Genomic DNA, 15,645 nt, shown 5'->3' with positions numbered 1-15,645 from the left:
GCCCGCCCGGGCGAGGCGGATCAGCCGTAGTGGGCAGCCAGCCCGCCGCCCAGCAGGGCAAAGGCTTGGTCGAGGTCTGCCACCGCCTCGGGGTGGACCTCGGCGGCGCTGCGGCCGGCCGAGAGCTTCTGCCAGTTCGTCTCGGCCAGGAGCTGGTGCACGGTGACGATCTGGGCGGCGGCGATTCGAGGGGCCACGCCCGGCCGCGTGTCCGGGGCGGCTTCGTGCAGGGCGTCCGCCAGCGCGTCCTGGTCGTGGGCGGTGTACTGCGTCAGGCGCGCGACCAGACTCGGGGCGGAGTACACAAGCCCGTGGAAGGCCAGGACATCCGGGTCGTCGTCGAGGCCCGTGACCGGGTCGTACCGGTCCAGGGCGGCGCGGGCGTGGCGGTGGAGTGCCGTCAGGGGCGCTTCGCCGACGAGTCGGTCGCGCACGACCCGGGCGAACTCGCCCTGGTGGTCTGCGAAGCGGTGCAGCACCAGGTCTTCCTTGCTGGGGAAGTAGCGGAAGAGCGTCGGTTTGGACACCTCGGCTGCCGCGGCGATCTCGGCGACGGACACCTGGTCGAAGGACCGCTCCAGGAACATCTCGATCGCCGTGGCGGAGATGGCCTGGCGCGTGCGCTCTTTCTTGAGCTCCCGCAGCCCGGTGTGCGGCGCCTCGCTCCGACCGTGGCCCTGGCCGGGCCGACGACCCTGTCGCTCATCCATGTCGCCACTCTAGCAAAGTTGAACCAAGTCTCTAACATTACCGAGTTGCATTTAAAACCGAGTTGCGTTTTTATGTGTTCCCAGAGACGGACGGAGAGGGCAGCGAGATGATCAGCAGCGAAGTGACCACCGGGCCGAGCGCCGCGAGGACCGGCGTGCTGATTGTGGGAGCGGGGCCGACCGGACTGACCCTGGCCTGTGAACTGGCCCGCCGCGGCACGGCCGTACGGATCATCGAGAAGTCCCCGGAATTCCACAGCGGTTCACGCGGCAAGACACTCAACCCCCGGAGCCTGGAGGTGTTCGAGAGCCTCGGTATCCTTCCCGCACTGCTCGCCCACGGGCGTACGGACCTGCTGCTGCGCAAGTACCGAGACGGCAGGGTCGTGACCGACACGGACCCCTTCGCCGTGCTTGGGCCGACGCCTGCGGCTCCCTACGTACGGGGGCTGTTCATCGCCCAGTGGCTGGTCGAGGAGATCCTGCGGACCCGGCTCGCGGAGTGGGGCGTGACCGTCGAGCTCGGCACCGAGCTGACCGGGCTCGATCAGACCGAAGAGAGCGTGATCGCCACCACGGCCGCGGGCGAGCGGATGGCGGCGGAGTATCTGGTGGGCTGTGACGGCGGGCGCAGCACCATCCGTAAATCCCTGCCGGTGGCGTTCGACGGCCGGACGGAGGACGGCCGGCTGATGATCCTCGGCGACGTCGAAGCCGAAGGGCTGAGCCGCGACTACTGGCACCAGTGGCTGGACGAGGACGGTGCGATTCTGCTCTGCCCGCTGGGCGAGCGGTCCTTCCAGCTCCAGGCGCTCGCGGAGCGCGACGAGCTGGGGCAGCCGGTCGCACCGTCGCTGGAGAGTTTCCAGCGGATCTTCGACCGGCACTCGGGGATGCCTGACATACGGCTGGCGAACCCGACCTGGATATCGACGTTCCGGGTCAACGAGCGCATGGCCGACCGCTACCGGGTCGGCCGAGTGCTGCTGGCCGGCGACGCCGCGCACGTTCACTCGATCGCGGGCGGCCTGGGCATGAACACGGGTGTCCAGGACGCGTTCAACCTCGGGTGGAAGCTCGCCATGGTGGTCGCGGGGGCTGCACGTCCCGCACTGCTCGACACCTATGAGGAGGAGCGACTGCCCATCGCCGCCTGGACGCTGGACACCAGCGGTGAGCGGTGGCGCGGCGTCCAGCGCAGCGTCAAGGAGGCCGGACGCGGGACCGAGGACGTGATCAGGCCCGAGACCCTGGCCCTCGGACTCGGCTACCGCTGGAGTTCGCTTGCCCTCGAGCTGGACGGCCGGGGAAGCGAAGGCGGAGCCGTCGGGGGTGAAGGCGCCCGTGGCGAACGTGCGACCGACGACGGCCTGCTGAGGGCCGGTGACCGTGCCCCCGACGCCCCCTGCCTGGGCGCCGGGGGCACGGTCACCCGGCTCTTCGACCTCTTCGCCCGACCGCACTTCACCCTGCTCGGCTTCGGGGAGAGCACCGTCGGCGTCCTGCGGGCCACCGAGGCGCAGTACGGCGACACCGTGCGGCCCTGTCTCATAGCGGACATCGCCGAGGGGCTGAGCGACCACGAGGGGCACGCGCGCAGGGCGTACGGAGTCACGGGCGACGCCGTCGTGCTGGTCCGCCCCGACGGGCACGTCGCGCTGATCGCACCGGCGGACGCCACCCGGGCCGTACTCGACTACCTGGGCACGCTGCGGAGCTAAAGGAGGCTGAAAGTCGGCCCCGCCGCACGACTTCCAGCAGCCGCCTAGGTGAAGACGACCGTGCGGCGGCCGTTGAGCAGGATGCGGTGTTCCGCGTGCCACTTCACCGCGCGGGCCAGCGCCTGGCACTCCACATCGCGGCCCACGGCCACCAGCTGCTCCGGGGTGACCTCGTGGCCGACCCGTTCGACCTCCTGCTCGATGATCGGGCCCTCGTCGAGGTCGGCCGTCACATAGTGCGCGGTCGCGCCGATCAGCTTCACACCCCGGGCGTGCGCCTGGTGGTACGGCTTCGCGCCCTTGAAGCTCGGCAGGAAGGAGTGGTGGATGTTGATGATCCGGCCGCTGAGCTGCTTGCAGAGGCCGTCGGAGAGGACCTGCATATAGCGGGCGAGCACCACCAGCTCGACCTTCTCGGCGTGTACCAGGTCCAGCAGCTGGGCCTCGGCGGCGGCCTTGGTGTCCTTGGTGACCGGAATGTGATGGAACGGGACACCGTAGGAGCCGACGAGCTCGGCGAATTCCGTGTGGTTGGAGACGACGGCCGCGATCTCGACGGGCAGGGCACCGGTCCTGGACCGGAACAGCAGATCGTTCAGGCAGTGCCCGAACTTGCTGACCATGAGCACGATCCGCATCCGCTCCTCGGCGAGGTGGATCTGCCAGTCCATCTGGAAGGCGTCGCCGACGGCGGCGAAGCTGGCCCGCAGCTTCTCCACGGTCACGGGAGTCTCGGCCGAGAAGTGAACCCGCATGAAGAACAGGCCCGTGTCCCGGTCCCCGAACTGCTGGCTGTCCTCGATGTTGCAGCCGGTGATGAAGAGATAGCTCGACACGGCGTGCACAATGCCCTGTTTGTCAGGACAGGAGAGCGTGAGGACGTACTGGTCGGTCATCCTCGTAGCCTGCCATACACAGCGGGACGGACCGGAAGGCGTCCGTCAGGCGGACCGGGTCATGATCCGCAGGACGTCCAGCGAACGCGGCGGCGTGTCCGGGTCCTCGCCGTCGGCCGCCGCGAGGCGCACATGCGCGTCACGGGCGGCCCGTACGGCCTCCGGCCAGCCGTGATGCTCCATGTACGCGGAGACGGGAGCATCCGCACCGACCTGGTGCATGATCCTCAGCACGCGCAGCACGGCGACGTCCACGAGGGCGGCCTCACCGGAGTCGCGGAAGATCGTCCCGACGTACTTCTCGGCGGACCAGTTGTCCAGCCAGGTGTCCTCGACCAGGCGGTACACGGCGTCGGTGACGTCGCCGTATCCCTCCAGTCCGGCCAGCCAGCACTCCTGGTGGAAGACGGGATCGGAAAGCATGTGGAGCGCCGAGCGCACGTTGCTGCGCCAGCGCCACCAGGGCATGTCATTGAGCGGCATGCCGCCCATGGTGGAGGAGCGACGGCCGCGACGGGAAGAGGGGACCGAACCTTGCTGCACGCCCCCGATCGTACGTTCCCTCACCTCGCACACATTTCCACCCCGGCAATTCACCTTCGTGTCACCCGTTGTTACCCATTGCTCACTCCGCCGTTCCCTGGGAAGCGGAAGGGTTCAGAGACATGACCGGTAGGCGTCGTTCCTCCTCCCCCCGCCCCTCAAAGACCCATCGAGTCCGCGCCGTCTGTACGACGGCCGTGGCGGCCGGAGCGACCATGATCGTCGGCTGCGGCGTGCTCCCTGGTGGCCCGGGGGGTTCCAGGGAGCCCGTCACCGTCATGACCTTCGCGCCCGAGGAGACCCAGGCGACGAACATGCCCGGCATGCCGGCGATGGCCAAGGCGTACGCCCGCTGGGCGAAGTCGAACGGCGGCATCGGCGGCCACGAACTGCGCGTGATCACCTGCAACGAGCAGAACACCGCCACCGGCGCGGCCATCTGTGCCCGACGGGCCGTCAAGGAGAACGTCGTCGCGGTCGTCGGCTCGTACAGCCAGCACGGCGACGCCTTCATGGCCCCGCTCGAGGCCGCGGGCATCCCCTTCATCGGCGGATACGGCATATCCGACGAGGAGTTCACCAGTTATCTGTCGTACCCCGTCAACGGCGGCCAGGCCGCACTCCTCGCGGGCAACGGCAAGCAGCTCGCCGGCTCCTGCGCGCACGTCTCACTGGTACGGCCCGACACCGCCGCCGGCGACGAACTGCCCGAGCTCCTCAACGCGGGCCTCACCGAAAGCAGTCAGGACACCTCCGCCGACATCCCGGCCGCGGAAGACGCCACCGACTACACCGAACGGGCCCTGCAGGCACGGAAGAAGGCCGCCGACCCGAACTGGACGGCCACCGCGTCGAAGGACCGGCCCGGCTGCGTCACGGCCGCACTCGGGGAACGCACCGAGACCTTCTTCGACTCCTTCCGACGACTGCCCGAGGACGGCCGCAACGTCCGGATCTCCTCCGTCATGGGCAGTGTCGACCAGCCCCTCATCGACCGCACCGGCGGCCGCAAGGGCCCCTTCGAAGGCGCCTACATCACCGGCTGGTACCCGGACGCCTCGGATCAGCGCTGGGGCGAGATGCGGAAGGTGATCCGCAACCACGCGTTCGGCGACAACAACATCGACCCGGCGGACGCCGGCGTGCAGACCACGTGGATCGCTTACACCGTGCTGGGCGCGGTGATCCGATCGATCGACGACGACCGGATCACCCCCGGCCGGATCTCGCACGCGCTCGACCAGGGCGTGGAGGTGTCGACCGGCGGCCTCACACCCACACTGCGCTGGGGGTACGAGGACATGCTCGGCGCCCCCGGCTATACGCGGCTCGTGAACCGCAGCGTCACCTTCCAAGTGGTGCGCCAGGGACGGCTGGTGGACCAGAAGCAGGACTTCGTGGACGTGGGCCGGACACTGAGGGACGCTTCGTAGGCAGCCCGAGTCCCCCGCGGGACACGCGTCCCGCGGGCACGGACCGGCCCGGCGGCCAAGATCCGGGTCAGAGCTGGTCGCTGCGGCGCTCCGTCAGGTCGTACTTGCGGGCGATGGTGTTCCACAGCCCCGACGCCTCGTTCTTCGCCTTGGTCGCCTCACCGCTTGCCCGGTTGGCCTGGGCGGTCTGCCCGGTCTGGCGGGCCTGGCCCCCCTTGCAGCCCTTCTTGCCCTTCGCCTGCTGCGCCCAGGTCGCGTAGTGGTCGTCGGCCGAAGCCGACGCCTGCCACGCCTTGGTGAGGGCCGCGGTCAGCGCCGGATGGTTCGGCAGCTTGTCCACGGTCAGGCCCTCGAGCCTGGTCACCAGCGAGCGGCGCTGCGCCGCAGCGCCGCGCAGGTCCGTGGCGGCCTGGTCGAGGTTCTCGCACGCCTTGATGTTCTCCACCGAGCGGATGACGGCGGCGCGGCTGCTGTTGCTGTCCGCGAGGAGCTTGTCGAGCGCCTCGGCCTGCGGCTCGGCCGGGTCGGCCGGGGCCTCGGACGGGCCGGAGCTCGCGCTGGGATCCTGTGAGCCTGCCGCGACCTTGGCGCCGGGGTCCGGGTCCTTCTCGTCGTCCCCGCCGAACATCACCGCGCTGAGACCGAGTCCGAGCACGGCGCAGCCGATGACGAGCGCGGCGACCACCGGAGCGGTGGACCGCCGCCGGGGCCCGGGCTCCGGGTCGTACGGCGGCTCCTGGTACGCGGGCTGCCGGGCGGAGGGCTGCTGGTACGCCGCCTGCTGCTGGTATCCGGGCGGCGCGGACCGTCCCGCGTCGATGCGGGGCATCTGCTGCGTGGAGTCCGGGAACTGGTCCGCGGCTCCGTCCGTGCGGAAGAGGCTGTCGAACTCGGCCGGGGGCTGCCGGTCGCCCGGAGTCCCGGGCCTGATCCCGAACGGCGCACCGGGAGGCGTGGGCGGAACGGCCCCGCCCGGCACGGGTGCGATGTACTGCGTGGCATCGGCGTCGCCGCCAGGCGCCGCAGGCTGAGCGGCATGAGCCGAATGGAGCGGGCGGGTGCCCAGGAAATGGGTCGACTCGGCGGGAGTCTCCGGCGGCAGAGCCCCGGGGTGCACGTCCGCGGTGCGCACGGCGGGTGCGGCCGCCGCGACGGGCGGAATGTACTGGGTCGCGTCCGAGTCCGCCGGGGGAACCGGAGCAGGCTGGGTGTGGGCGGGCGCGCCCTGAGCGGGCTGCGCCGGATATCCGTAGCCGTGCGTCTGCTGCGGAGGCTGCGCGTACGACTGGGCCTGCGAGTGCTGCTGCGCATACGACTCGGCCTGCGCCTGCTGCGGAGGCTGCGCGTACGGCGCCTGGTGGTACGGCTGTGGCTGCTGCTGCGGCGGCCCCCACGGGTCGCCCCACGGCTGTCCGCCGGCCGGAGCCGCCTGTGCCCCGGCGGCACCGGGCGCACCCGGCGCACCGGAAGCGCCGGATACCCAGGGCTCACTTCCGTCGGCGGGCAGCACGACGCCTTCGTGCGCGGGCCGTGCGGCAGGAATCTGCTGCTCGTCACCCTGTCCGCTGTGCGTCACCGGGACACTCCTACATGTGGACCTACGGAATCGTCGGTTCACGCTACCGGGTGCCCCGAGCCCCGCGCACACACGTGTGAAAGCAGTAACAAGATGCGGACGAAGACCGCTGTTACTTGCCCCACATCCTCCCGAAGGCGGCTGTCACGCGGCCATCAGGTCCAGCCGGGCGCCGAACTCCCGGACCGTCGGCTCGTCCGCGTACGGCTCGAGCCTCAGCTGCAGGTCCTCCAGATACTCGGCCCCTCTGCTGGAGCGGAGCGTACCGAGCAGCTCCACCGCCTGCGTGCCGGTGGAGCATGCCTGCTCCACCTCGCGCTGCTGCACCTGTGCCGAAGCCAACAGCACCAGCCCGATCCCCCGCCGCCTGGCCCGCGACTGCGGATGCCCCTCCAGCGCCTGCGCGGCATGGTGGGCCGCGGCCTCCGCCCTGCCCAGGTCCCGGTAGCAGTGCGCCAGCTCGTCGGCGAGATACGCGTGATCGAAGTGGGCGATCCATGCGGGGTCGTCACCCGTCGACGGCTCGGCCCGCTCCAGCGCGGCGGCCGCACGGGCCGCCACCTCCTCGCACATGCGGGCGTCCCCGAGCAGTGCGTGCCCACGTGCCTCGGCGGCATGGAACATCGCCTCGACCCGGGGGGTGACCTGCCCGCGCGTCCCTTCCTGCGCAGCCCGCGCCAGCTGGGCGATCTCCCTCGGGTTGCCGAGCTCGGCGGCGAGGTGGCTCATGGAGGCGGCCAGCACATACCCGCCGTACCCGCGGTCGCCGGCCGCCTGGGCCAGCCGCAGCGCCTGGATGTAGTAGCGCTGGGCGAGGCCCGGCTGGCCGGTGTCCACCGCCATGTAACCGGCGAGCTCGGTCAGCCGCGCGACGGCCGCGAACAGCTCCCGCCCCACCGCCTCGCGGTAGGACCCCGAGAGCAGCCCGGAGACCACGCTGTTCAGATAGTGCACGACGACGGGCCGGACATGGCCGCTGCCGAAGCGGTGATCCAGATCGGTCAGGGCCGCGGTCATCGCCCGTACCGCCTCGACGTCCGAGCCTCCGACCCGCGCCCCTGCCGTACGCGCCACCTGGCTGTCCGCGCCGGTGATCAGCCAGTCGCGGCTCGGCTCGACGAGCGCCGACGCGGCGACCGCCGACCCGGACAGGAAGTCGCGGCGCCCCACATCACTGCGCCACAGCTCACAGACCTGCTCGATCGCGCCCAGCACGGTCGGCGAGAACTGCAGCCCGACGCCGGTGGCGAGGTTCTTGCCGTTGGCCATACCGATCTCGTCGATCGTGACCGCACGGCCGAGCTTGCGGCCGAGCGCCTCGGCGATGATCCCGGGTGCACGGCCGCGCGGCTGCTGCCCGCGCAGCCAGCGCGCCACCGACGTCTTGTCGTAGCGCAGGTCCAGCCCCCGTTCCGCGCCGACCAGGTTGACCCGGCGGGCGAGCCCTGCGTTCGAACACCCCGCCTCCTGGATGAGTGACTGCAGCCGCTCGTTCGGCTGACGGGCGACGAGAGGCCTCGCTGCCATGAATTACCCCCTGATGCCACGGTGACCAACGACACGTGATCAACGGCGCGATCAACGACACGATCGGCGTCTCGATCACTGCCCTGCGCAAATACGGAAAATGCATGGTTCGCCGGTTTCATTTCGTTGCTTGCCTTTTGCCGGAAGCAGTGCGCGATGTCCGCCCTGTACGGCTCCCCCGGCACATCCCCCTGCGAGGAGCTACCCGCTCGTCAGGCTGTGACCGCATGCGCGCCCCCGCCGATGCATCCGTGCGCCCCGCGTGCAGGATCGATGCTCCACCGCCCGCCGCGGCAGGCCCGTAACCCCAGGTGATGGTGGGAGTTGAGTGTGTCGTGGAAGAGACCATGGGAGTCACGGAGGCCGCACAGATCCCCAAGCAGCGAGGGGAGCAGCAGCTGGACATCGCCGTGCGGTACGCGGAAGAGCGGCACTGGGATGTGTTCCCGGGCACCTGGCTCGAGGCTGCTGACGGTGCGGAGCACTGCTCGTGCGGTGACCTCCGCTGCCCCGCGCCCGGTGCCCACCCGACCAGGCGGGACTGGGCGAACCAGGCGACCGGCAGCGCGGGCGTCGCCCGCCGGCTGTGGTCCAAGCAGCCCAAGTCCTCGATCCTGATGCCGACCGGGCGCACCTTCGACGCCATCGACGTCCCCGAGTCGGCCGGTTTCCTAGCGCTGGCCCGCCTCGAGCGGATGGATCTCCCACTCGGCCCGGTGACCTGCACCCCCGACCGCAGGATGGTGTTCTTCGTCCTGCCCGGCGCGGCGCACAAGATCCCGGACCTGATCCGCGCCCTCGGCTGGGCCCCCGGCTCCCTCGACCTGATCGCTCGCGGCGAGGGGCACTTCGTCGCCGCCCCGCCGACCCGGATCGGCGGCCGCGGCGCGGTGCAGTGGGCACGTCGCCCCACTCCCGCCAACCGCTGGCTTCCGGACGCCGACGAGCTGATCAGCCCGCTGGCCTACGCGTGCGGCAGGGAGGCCGCCGCCGCACGGGCGCGCCTCGCTTGACGCGTCCGTAGGGTGGACCCCGTACATGCGGGGACACCGAAAGGTACGGGAACACATGCCGGACCAGGCAGTTGACACGGTGGGCGGGGCACGTACAGCGCCGCCGGCCGTGCAGGTTGAGGGACTCTGGAAGCGGTTCGGTGAGCAGATCGCCGTAGCGGGGATCGATCTGACGCTGCCGGCGGGCAAGTTCATCGGCCTGGTCGGTCCGAACGGCGCGGGCAAGACAACCACCCTGTCCATGGTCACCGGACTGCTGCGCCCGGACCAGGGCCGGGTGGAGGTGGCCGGCCACGACGTGTGGCGCGATCCGGTCGAGGTGAAGTCCCGGATCGGCGTACTGCCGGAGGGCCTACGGCTGTTCGAGCGGCTGTCGGGCCGCGAGCTGCTCGCCTACAACGGCCGGCTGCGCGGCCTGCCCGGCGACGAGGTCGACAAGCGCGCCGCCCAGCTGCTGGACGTACTGGACCTGGCGGGCGCGCAGCACAAGCTGGTCGTGGACTACTCGACCGGTATGCGCAAGAAGATCGGGCTGGCCACGGCGCTGCTGCACAACCCGCAAGTGCTGTTCCTGGACGAGCCGTTCGAGGGCGTGGACCCGGTCTCCGCGCAGACGATCCGCGGGGTCCTCGAGCGGTACACGGCATCCGGTGCGACCGTCGTCTTCTCCAGCCATGTGATGGAGCTGGTGGAGTCGCTGTGCGACTGGGTGGCGGTGATGGCGGCGGGCCGGATCCGTGCGCAGGGCCCGCTGGCACAGGTACGCGGGGACGCGCCGTCGCTGCAGAGCGCGTTCCTGGAACTGGTCGGGGCGAACGGCCGGGACAGCGTCGAGTCGCTGGACTGGCTCGGCGGTGGTCAGCGGTGAGCACGGCTTCGAGAGGCGCACAGGGCGCCCCGGTGAGCACGGCCGCCCTCGGACGGATCTTCGTACGGCTCAAGCTGTCGCTGCTGCGCAACGGCCTGCGCCAGTCCTCCGGCCGCACCGCGGCGTTCGTGACCTCGCTCGTGCTGACCCTGTTGCTGGCCGCGGGCCAGCTGCTCGGCCTGATCCTGCTGCGCGGCAACGACCACGCGGAGTCGGTCGTCGTCCTGCTGACGGGCATCCTGGCACTCGGCTGGGCGGTGATGCCGCTGTTCTTCCCCAGCGGTGACGAAACACTCGACCCCACCCGGCTCGTGATGCTGCCGCTGCGCCCGCACCCCCTGGTGGTGGCGCTGCTCGGCGCATCGCTGGTGGGCATCGGACCGCTGTTCACTCTGTGTCTCGTGCTCGGTTCGGCGTTCGCGCTGTCTCACGGGGCGGTCGCGCTCGTCGTGTCCGTCGTCGCCGTCCCGCTCACCCTGCTGCTGTGCGTGGCGCTGGCGCGGGCCGTCGCCGCGGGCAACATCCGCCTCCTGACCTCACGCAAGGGCCGCGACCTGGCCGTACTCAGCGGCCTGGTGATCGCGGTGGGCATCCAGGTCGTGAACTTCGGCGCCCAGCGCATCGGCGAAGCAGGCGGCCTCGCGGCACTCGAGCCGGTGGCGCGGATCGTGCAGTGGGTACCGCCGGCGTCCGCGATCGGCGCGGTGGGCGCGGCGAGCGAGGGCTCCTACGGGATCGCCGCGGCGCAACTCGCCCTGTCCGCCGGAGCGCTGTACGCCCTGCTGTGGGCCTGGCAGCGCAGCCTGACCAAGCTGATGACGGCCCCGGACGGATCGACGCTCGCGGCGGCGTCGGAGCCGACGCGCAAGGAGTCGGCGCACCGCCTGCACCAGCTGCTGCCCGAGGGACGTACGGGCACGGTGATGCAGCGCAGCCTGCGCTATGTGTGGCGGGACCCGAAGACGAAGGCGGCGTGGGTGACGGCGCTGGCGATCGGTCTGATCGTGCCGCTGTTCAACGCGCTGCAGGGCACGGGGTCGATCTACTTCGCCTGCTTCGCGGCCGGAATGCTCGGCATCCAGATGTACAACCAGTTCGGTCAGGACACCTCCGCGTTCTGGATGGTCGCGATGACGATCTCGTCGACGAAGGACGCCTATGCGGAACTGCGGGCCCGCGCCATGGCGTTGCTGGTGATCACGCTGCCGTACACGGTTGTGGTGACGACGGTGACGGCGGCCGTGCTGGGTGAGTGGCACGCGCTGCCCGAGGTGATAGGCCTGTCGTTCGCGCTGCTGGGCGCGATGCTGGCGACGGGCGCGCTGGCCTCGGCCCGCTTCCCGTACTCGATCCCGCAGGACAGCGCGTACAAGAACGTGGCCCCTGGGCAGGGCGGACTCGCCTGGATCTCCATCTTCGGCGGCATGATCTCGGCGGCACTGCTGTGCGCCCCGGTGATCGCGCTGACGATCTGGCTGCACGCGTCGGGCTCCGACTCGGCGCCGTGGCTGCTGCTGCCGGTGGGTGCGGGGTACGGCGCGCTGATCGCCTGGGCGGGGGTACGGGTGGCGGCGCCGCAGACGGCGAGGCGGCTGCCGGAGATCCTGGCGGCGGTCAGCAAGGGCTGAACGGACCTTTTCCCTAGGGCAGTTCGCATTCGTGAAGTAGGGTGACGGCCATGTCCATGCCGCCGCCGAGCACCCGAAGGCGGCTGTCACGCGGCCATCAGGTCCAGCCGTGCGCCGAACTCCCGGACCGTCGGCTCGTCCGCGTTCCGGACGGCAGCACCATGACGTTCCCGATGTGCGCCTGGGCCGACGACAACACGAACGGCTCGGTCGCCGTGATCACCCCGGCGACGGCGACCCAGTCGCCGGAAGACGTCGACGTGGACTCCGTGGCGGAGATGACGGTCACGGTGCGCGAGGAGCTGCGGAAGCCGATCGGCTGACGGGCGAGGCCTACAGGTTCCAGGCGGCGGGCAGCCCGGCTCTGCAGAAGACGCATATGAAGTCGCCCTCGCGCACCACGTTCAGCCCCCGTCCACGGGCCCCGGCCCCATGGGCGGCGATCCACCCGTTCCCGCATGCCGTGCAGGATCCCTCGACGTGCCGGCGGCGCCGTCCATCGACAAGGGCCTCCCCTGCGTGACGGCGCATGCCGGCGCCACACGTGTCGCACGTCTCGCTCGTGCTCGTGCTCGCGCCCTGCGGGACGACGGTGTCGCCCGCGCTCCTGTCACGGCGTCAGGACCCCGTCCAGGAAGGGCTCGATCGCCGTGCGCCAGCCCTCCGGGCGGTCGTAGTGGACCAGGTGGCCCGCGTCCGCCACCTCGCCGTACTCGCCGCGGGGGAGGACCCGGACCATCTCCTGGGCCTCCGCGCGGCCCAGTTCGCCGTCGAGGCCGCGGACCACCAGCGTGGGGCACTGGACCTGGGCCAGCTCCTCCCAGTGGGCGTCGTGGACCCAGGTCTCGCGGGAGGTGAGCATCTGGCGGCGGGAGAACACCGGGCGCCAGCCGTCCGACCCTTCCCCCATGACCTCCGCGAAGAACTCCCCGCGCGCCGGGTTCGGGCGCTCCACCCAGGGGTCGTCCTCGCCGAACCACTTGCGCACATCCGCCAGCGTCGCGAACGGGAGCGGCCACGAGCGGAACCAGTCCTCCCACTCACGCTGTGACGCCGCGCCGAGTGCCGAGGCGCGCATGTCGCAGATGATCAGGGCGTGGACCAGGTCCGGACGCTTCGCCGCCAGCTGCCAGGCGGTCAGGGCGCCCATCGAATGGCCGATCAACGTCACGGGCGCGAGACCCAGTTGCTCGATCGCGGCCTCCGCGTCCGCCACATACGCCTCACGCGTGAACGGCCCCTCCGCCGGCTTGTCGCTGCGGCCGTGGCCCCGCTGGTCGAGGGCGACCGCGCGGTGCCGCTCCGCGAGCCAGCGCGCCGTGGAGGCCCAGTGCGAGGCACGGCCCATCAGACCGTGGAGCAGTAATACCCCCAGGGCATGGTCGGTGTCGCCGCGCCCCTTGGGCGGGTCCGCGAACTCCCAGGCAGCCAGGCGTACGCCGTTGGCTCCGGTTACGTCGATGCGCCGCACCATCTGGCCTGGCACCCCCTTCTCTCCCCCGGGTCGGGCTGACTGTGTCGGTAACCACCAGACTATCGAACCTTTATTCGAAAAAAGGGATCTGGCGCGCAACACCCCTCGTTCGAGTGACCACGCGCAAGGATTGACTCGCGTCGCCGAGGGGAGATCTTCTGCGGGAGGCGGGCCGCTCGGGGAAAACGGTCCGTGGGGATTGACCCTGGGAGCTCGGGGCTCCGGGTCAGCACAGGGGAGGACAGGCCCCGGCGCCCCAGGGCGCCGGGGCCCCTCTGCTCCAAGGGGCAGCGGCCATCTGCGCGCGGGGCGTACGACGGGCGCATCACCCTGATCCCCTCCCCGGCCATGGGTCAGATGCCTCAGCCACAGCGTGGCACGCGATTCGCCCTGCCGCTGCCATTCCGGACGGAATAAGGCTCCAGGGGGCTGCGTCGGCCACACCGCACCAGCCATTCGTCGGCTGCCGGTGCGGGCGGGACGATGGAGGCAGGTACAGGTGAGGCGTGCAGGTGGAGCCGGTGCAGGAGAGACATGCGGCCGGATGCCCGGGCCACACGGGTCGACGGTCGGCCGGCGCCTCGATCCGCGGCCCGGCCCGACCGCCGACGCTCTCCTACTGCTTCGCGACGAACACGTGCGAGGCCACGTCCGACTCAAGCTCCGCCGCCTCGCCGCCGCTGCCCACCAGGACCCCGCCCGCCGACTCCGTCACGCTCACCACCGAACCGGGCTGCACGCCCGCCCGCCGCAGCGTGTACATGAGCTGGGCATCCGTCTGGATCGGCTCGCCGATCCGGCGCACGATCACCGTCTTGCCGTCCGCGCCCGGGTCCAGATCGGCCAGCGAGACCATGCTGGCGTCCAGGAACGGGTCGGCCTCCGCCTTCTCGCCCAGCTCCTCCAGGCCCGGGATCGGGTTCCCGTACGGCGACTCGGTCGGGTGACGCAGCAACTCCAGCACCCGCCGCTCGACCGCCTCGCTCATCACATGCTCCCAGCGACAGGCCTCGGCGTGGACCTGCTCCCACTCCAGCCCGATCACGTCGACGAGCAGACACTCGGCCAGCCGGTGCTTGCGCATCACGCGCGTCGCCAGCCGCCGGCCCTCCTCGGTGAGCTCCAGGTGCCGGTCGCCCGCGACCGTCACCAGGCCGTCACGCTCCATGCGCGCCACGGTCTGGCTCACCGTGGGTCCACTCTGGTCGAGCCGCTCCGCGATACGGGCCCGCATGGGCACCACACTCTCCTCTTCCAGCTCGAGGATGGTGCGGAGATACATCTCCGTCGTGTCGATCAGTCCGGACATACGTGCCCCTCGATGGAATCGTGCGATGCGGCCCCGGGCTCAATTCTTGCGCATCCCGCCGACAACCGTGCCGTGCGAGGGCAAGCCTGTATTGACAGGGCAATGGTCCAGACCGCAACGTATCCGCGACGCGGGTGCTCCCGTGGCGCGTTCCCCACATCCTTCCCCCTCCGGAAAGGGCTCGGCGATGAGCGAGAGCAAGCTGGCCGGTCAGTTCTTCGACGCCGCGATCGGTCTGCTGCAGCGCGTACGGGACGAGGAGTCCGAGAACATCGCTGCCGCAGGCACGGCCATCGCCGACACCGTCGCGGGAGGCGGCCGGCTCTTCGCCTTCGGCGCCGGGCACTCCTCCCTCGCCGCGCAGGACGTCGTCTACCGGGCCGGCGGCCTCGCCCTGATGAACCTGCTCGCCGTACCCGGTGTCGTCGGCGTCGACGTCATGCCGGCCACGCTCGGCTCCGCCCTGGAGCGCGTGAACGGACTGGCGGGCGCGGTGCTCGACTCCAGCCCGGCCGGGGCGGGCGACGTACTGGTGATCATCTCCCTGTCCGGGCGTAACGCCCTGCCCGTCGAAATGGCCATGAACGCCCGCGCGCTCGGGATCAGGGTGATCGGCGTGACGTCGGTGGCGTACACCGTGGAGACCAGCTCACGGCATGTGTCCGGCACGTTCCTCAAGGACCACTGCGACATCGTCCTGGACTCCAAGATCGCCATCGGCGACGCGGAACTCACCCACGAGGGCATCGAGGCGCCGTTCGCGCCCGCGTCCACGGTCGTCACCAGCGCACTGATGCAGGCGACGATGGCGGCGGCCGCCGAGCAACTGGTGGAGCGGGGCATCGAGCCGCCGCTGCTGCGCTCGGGGAACGTGGACGGCGGACATGAGTGGAACGGCCGGGTGATGACCGAGTACCGGGACCGGATCTTCTTCCGCCACTGACCGG

Annotated in this window: 14 protein-coding genes; 7 read left to right on the top strand and 7 right to left on the bottom strand. The window is 70.8% G+C overall.

Annotation, left to right across the window (positions count from 1 at the left end; all coding sequences use genetic code 11):
- Positions 1–20: 20 nt before the first annotated feature.
- Positions 21–710 (bottom strand): TetR/AcrR family transcriptional regulator, encoded by a 690-nt coding sequence (locus ACFYWI_RS12245; protein WP_389229397.1) that lies wholly within the window; start codon positions 708–710, stop codon positions 21–23.
- 107 nt (positions 711–817) lie between these two features.
- On the opposite strand from ACFYWI_RS12245, the gene ACFYWI_RS12240 reads away from it, so the two are divergent.
- Positions 818–2,431: an FAD-dependent oxidoreductase gene (locus ACFYWI_RS12240; RefSeq protein WP_389229394.1), complete on the top strand. Its 1,614-nt coding sequence runs from the start codon at positions 818–820 to the stop codon at positions 2,429–2,431.
- A gap of 44 nt (positions 2,432–2,475) precedes the next feature.
- Here the strand turns inward: ACFYWI_RS12240 and purU are convergent, their stop codons facing one another.
- Positions 2,476–3,327, bottom strand: a complete 852-nt coding sequence (gene purU / locus ACFYWI_RS12235) for a formyltetrahydrofolate deformylase (RefSeq protein ID WP_389229391.1) — start codon at positions 3,325–3,327, stop codon at positions 2,476–2,478.
- A gap of 45 nt (positions 3,328–3,372) precedes the next feature.
- Positions 3,373–3,819, bottom strand: coding sequence for a hypothetical protein (locus ACFYWI_RS12230; RefSeq protein WP_389230051.1), 447 nt, complete (start codon positions 3,817–3,819; stop codon positions 3,373–3,375).
- A 173-nt stretch (positions 3,820–3,992) separates the two neighbouring features.
- On the opposite strand from ACFYWI_RS12230, the gene ACFYWI_RS12225 reads away from it, so the two are divergent.
- Positions 3,993–5,303 carry an ABC transporter substrate-binding protein gene (locus ACFYWI_RS12225; protein WP_389229388.1) on the top strand — a complete coding sequence of 437 codons (1,311 nt, stop codon included), beginning with the start codon at positions 3,993–3,995 and terminating at the stop codon, positions 5,301–5,303.
- A gap of 67 nt (positions 5,304–5,370) precedes the next feature.
- Here the strand turns inward: ACFYWI_RS12225 and ACFYWI_RS12220 are convergent, their stop codons facing one another.
- Together ACFYWI_RS12220 and ACFYWI_RS12215 are read right to left on the bottom strand one after the other, a co-directional pair.
- The gene (locus ACFYWI_RS12220) at positions 5,371–6,879 is read right to left on the bottom strand and encodes a hypothetical protein (RefSeq protein WP_389229385.1); all 1,509 of its coding nucleotides are present in this window, start codon (positions 6,877–6,879) and stop codon (positions 5,371–5,373) included.
- Between the two features lie 144 nt (positions 6,880–7,023).
- On the bottom strand, positions 7,024–8,406 hold the full coding sequence (locus ACFYWI_RS12215) for a transcriptional regulator (protein WP_389229382.1): 1,383 nt from the start codon (positions 8,404–8,406) through the stop codon (positions 7,024–7,026).
- 347 nt (positions 8,407–8,753) lie between these two features.
- Here ACFYWI_RS12215 and ACFYWI_RS12210 point away from each other — a divergent pair, with 347 nt between their 5' ends.
- Genes ACFYWI_RS12210 through ACFYWI_RS12195 form a run of 4 tightly spaced genes read left to right on the top strand, consistent with a single transcriptional unit; the run spans position 8,754 to position 12,238 of the window.
- On the top strand, positions 8,754–9,419 hold the full coding sequence (locus tag ACFYWI_RS12210; RefSeq protein WP_389229379.1) for a bifunctional DNA primase/polymerase: 666 nt from the start codon (positions 8,754–8,756) through the stop codon (positions 9,417–9,419).
- Positions 9,420–9,474: 55 nt separating this feature from the next.
- Positions 9,475–10,287 (top strand): ABC transporter ATP-binding protein, encoded by an 813-nt coding sequence (locus tag ACFYWI_RS12205; RefSeq protein ID WP_389229376.1) that lies wholly within the window; start codon positions 9,475–9,477, stop codon positions 10,285–10,287.
- 32 nt (positions 10,288–10,319) lie between these two features.
- Entirely contained in the window at positions 10,320–11,915 is a 1,596-nt protein-coding gene (locus tag ACFYWI_RS12200) for a transporter (protein ID WP_389229373.1), read from the top strand.
- A gap of 50 nt (positions 11,916–11,965) precedes the next feature.
- On the top strand, positions 11,966–12,238 hold the full coding sequence (locus tag ACFYWI_RS12195; RefSeq protein ID WP_389229370.1) for a hypothetical protein: 273 nt from the start codon (positions 11,966–11,968) through the stop codon (positions 12,236–12,238).
- Positions 12,239–12,525: 287 nt separating this feature from the next.
- Here the strand turns inward: ACFYWI_RS12195 and ACFYWI_RS12190 are convergent, their stop codons facing one another.
- Positions 12,526–13,389, bottom strand: coding sequence for an alpha/beta fold hydrolase (locus tag ACFYWI_RS12190; protein ID WP_389230048.1), 864 nt, complete (start codon positions 13,387–13,389; stop codon positions 12,526–12,528).
- 616 nt (positions 13,390–14,005) lie between these two features.
- A complete protein-coding gene (locus ACFYWI_RS12185; RefSeq protein ID WP_389229367.1) occupies positions 14,006–14,698 on the bottom strand; it encodes a metal-dependent transcriptional regulator in 693 nt (230 codons plus the stop codon).
- 187 nt (positions 14,699–14,885) lie between these two features.
- Here ACFYWI_RS12185 and ACFYWI_RS12180 point away from each other — a divergent pair, with 187 nt between their 5' ends.
- Positions 14,886–15,641 (top strand): SIS domain-containing protein, encoded by a 756-nt coding sequence (locus ACFYWI_RS12180; protein ID WP_389229364.1) that lies wholly within the window; start codon positions 14,886–14,888, stop codon positions 15,639–15,641.
- The last annotated feature ends 4 nt before the right edge of the window (positions 15,642–15,645 follow it).

Source organism: Streptomyces sp. NPDC002889, from assembly GCF_042888425.1.
Classification (GTDB): domain Bacteria; phylum Actinomycetota; class Actinomycetes; order Streptomycetales; family Streptomycetaceae; genus Streptomyces.
This window is presented reverse-complemented; position numbering and strand designations above follow the sequence as displayed.

What these genes read in the sequence shown, in the direction of transcription:
- purU (WP_389229391.1), bottom strand. Translation starts at nt 3,327, where the DNA reads ATGACCGACCAGTACGTCCTCACGCTCTCCTGTCCTGACAAACAGGGC.
- ACFYWI_RS12245 (WP_389229397.1), bottom strand. Translation starts at nt 710, where the DNA reads ATGGATGAGCGACAGGGTCGTCGGCCCGGCCAGGGCCACGGTCGGAGC.
- ACFYWI_RS12230 (WP_389230051.1), bottom strand. Translation starts at nt 3,819, where the DNA reads ATGGGCGGCATGCCGCTCAATGACATGCCCTGGTGGCGCTGGCGCAGC.
- ACFYWI_RS12195 (WP_389229370.1), top strand. Translation starts at nt 11,966, where the DNA reads ATGTCCATGCCGCCGCCGAGCACCCGAAGGCGGCTGTCACGCGGCCAT.
- ACFYWI_RS12215 (WP_389229382.1), bottom strand. Translation starts at nt 8,406, where the DNA reads ATGGCAGCGAGGCCTCTCGTCGCCCGTCAGCCGAACGAGCGGCTGCAG.
- ACFYWI_RS12205 (WP_389229376.1), top strand. Translation starts at nt 9,475, where the DNA reads ATGCCGGACCAGGCAGTTGACACGGTGGGCGGGGCACGTACAGCGCCG.
- ACFYWI_RS12180 (WP_389229364.1), top strand. Translation starts at nt 14,886, where the DNA reads ATGAGCGAGAGCAAGCTGGCCGGTCAGTTCTTCGACGCCGCGATCGGT.
- ACFYWI_RS12190 (WP_389230048.1), bottom strand. Translation starts at nt 13,389, where the DNA reads ATGGTGCGGCGCATCGACGTAACCGGAGCCAACGGCGTACGCCTGGCT.
- ACFYWI_RS12225 (WP_389229388.1), top strand. Translation starts at nt 3,993, where the DNA reads ATGACCGGTAGGCGTCGTTCCTCCTCCCCCCGCCCCTCAAAGACCCAT.
- ACFYWI_RS12210 (WP_389229379.1), top strand. Translation starts at nt 8,754, where the DNA reads ATGGGAGTCACGGAGGCCGCACAGATCCCCAAGCAGCGAGGGGAGCAG.
- ACFYWI_RS12240 (WP_389229394.1), top strand. Translation starts at nt 818, where the DNA reads ATGATCAGCAGCGAAGTGACCACCGGGCCGAGCGCCGCGAGGACCGGC.
- ACFYWI_RS12185 (WP_389229367.1), bottom strand. Translation starts at nt 14,698, where the DNA reads ATGTCCGGACTGATCGACACGACGGAGATGTATCTCCGCACCATCCTC.